Source organism: Streptomyces sp. UH6, assembly GCF_013421635.1.
Lineage (GTDB): Bacteria > Actinomycetota > Actinomycetes > Streptomycetales > Streptomycetaceae > Streptomyces > Streptomyces abyssomicinicus.
Genome location: NZ_JACADT010001184.1, coordinates 1 through 1,549, shown reverse-complemented (window position 1 = coordinate 1,549; position 1,549 = coordinate 1). Strand labels below are relative to the sequence as shown.

2 protein-coding genes are annotated in these 1,549 nt (G+C 74.5%); one reads left to right on the top strand and one right to left on the bottom strand.

Going from position 1 to position 1,549, the window contains the following annotated elements:
- Positions 1-78: 78 nt before the first annotated feature.
- Entirely contained in the window at positions 79-918 is an 840-nt protein-coding gene (locus HW445_RS30445) for an SDR family oxidoreductase (RefSeq protein WP_180224025.1), read from the bottom strand.
- Positions 919-982: 64 nt separating this feature from the next.
- Here HW445_RS30445 and HW445_RS30440 point away from each other — a divergent pair.
- A partial coding sequence (locus HW445_RS30440; protein WP_180224024.1) for a TetR/AcrR family transcriptional regulator occupies positions 983-1,549 on the top strand: 567 nt, incomplete at its 3' end.

Genomic DNA, 1,549 nt, shown 5'->3' with positions numbered 1-1,549 from the left:
CAGGACGCCGCGAACAGTGAGGGAGGGCCGGCCCGGGATCCCCGGGCCGGCCCTCCCTCACGTCGTCCTCCCGGCGTGTCAGGCGCCGGAGGCGAGGCGGCCGGAGCGCAGCGCGGCGACGACGCCTCCGTCGACGAGGAGGTCGGTGCCGGTGACGAAGGTGGCCTCCGGGCCGAGCAGGAAGGCCGCGGCGGCCGCGATGTCGTCCGGCGTGCCCAGCCGGCCGGTGCCGGAGGCCTCGACCATGGCCCTCATGTGCCGCCCGCTCTCCCCGGAGAGCTCCTGCCGGCCCATCGGCGTCGAGATGACGCCGGGGCTGATGGAGTTGACGCGCGCCCCGCGCCTGCCCCATTCCGTGGACGCGGCGTGGACGCGGAGGCGGTTGGCGTACTTCGACAGCGGATAGGCGCCCTGCGCGCCGAGGGCGTCGGCGTCCAGGAAGGGCAGCGCGAGCAGTTCGTCGGCGGGCGTGTGGGCCAGCGCCTGCTCCATCTCGGCGGTCAGCGCACCGGGCGGCAGCATGTGCCCGGCCATGCTGGCGATCACCACTCCGGCGCCGCCGGGTGCGACGACCCGGCCGAACTCCTCGAGCACCACGGCGGTGCCCAGCAGGTCCACCGCGAGGATCGCCCTCGCGGGGGCCTGCACCGGGGAGAGGCCCGCCGTGTGGACGACCTGGGTGACCCGCCCGAGACCCGCGGCGACGTCCGCGAGTGCGGCGACGGAGGCGCGCGAGGAGACGTCCACGGCGTGGGTGACCACCGAGTGGCCCTGCCCCCGCAGCTCCTCGCCCACGGCCCCCAGCGTCTTCTCGTCGAAGTCCGCGAGCATCAGGGTCCCGCCGGCGCCCTGCCGACGGGCGATGGCCTGACCCATGCCGCCGACGCCGATGACGACGATCACGTTGCTGCCGCTCATACGCATCTCCATTAACGTTACGATTCGTTTCGTTAAGTATTTTACCGCTCGTAGAATGACCCGCATGGCACCGGAACGGCGACGCGGCAGGCCCCGCGGCACGGGCACGGACGAGGCGATCCTGGACGCCGCGCGCGACCTGCTCCTCCGCGACGGCTACGCCCGGCTGTCGATGGAGCGGATCGCGGCGGAGGCGGGCGTCGGGAAGCCCACCGTGTACCGCCGCTGGCCGTCGAAGGCGGCGCTGGTCGCGGACGTCACCCGGCGCGCCTCGCTCGCGGTCGTCCCGGACGGGGAGTTCCCCTCCCCCGCCCCGGGGCAGGTCGTGCGGACCCTGGTGACGTGGTTCAGGGCGCACGCGAGGACGGTCACCGACCCCCACAACGCCGCGCTGGTCCTCGCCCTCACGGCGGCGGCCGCGGAGAGCCCCCAGGACGCCGAGTCCCTGTACCACGCCAACACCCGGCACCAGCACGCCGTCATCGCCGGCCTGCTGCGCACGGGCGTCGAGACCGGCGAACTGCGCCCCGACACGGACGTGGACGCCGTCGTCGGGGCCCTCATCGGGTCGAGCCTCTACCTGTTGCTCACCGGCAGGCCCGCGGAGGCGCCGGAGCGGGCGGAAGGACTC

Coding starts and splice junctions, on each gene's coding strand:
- HW445_RS30445 (WP_180224025.1), bottom strand. CDS start 918: ATGAGCGGCAGCAACGTGATCGTCGTCATCGGCGTCGGCGGCATGGGT.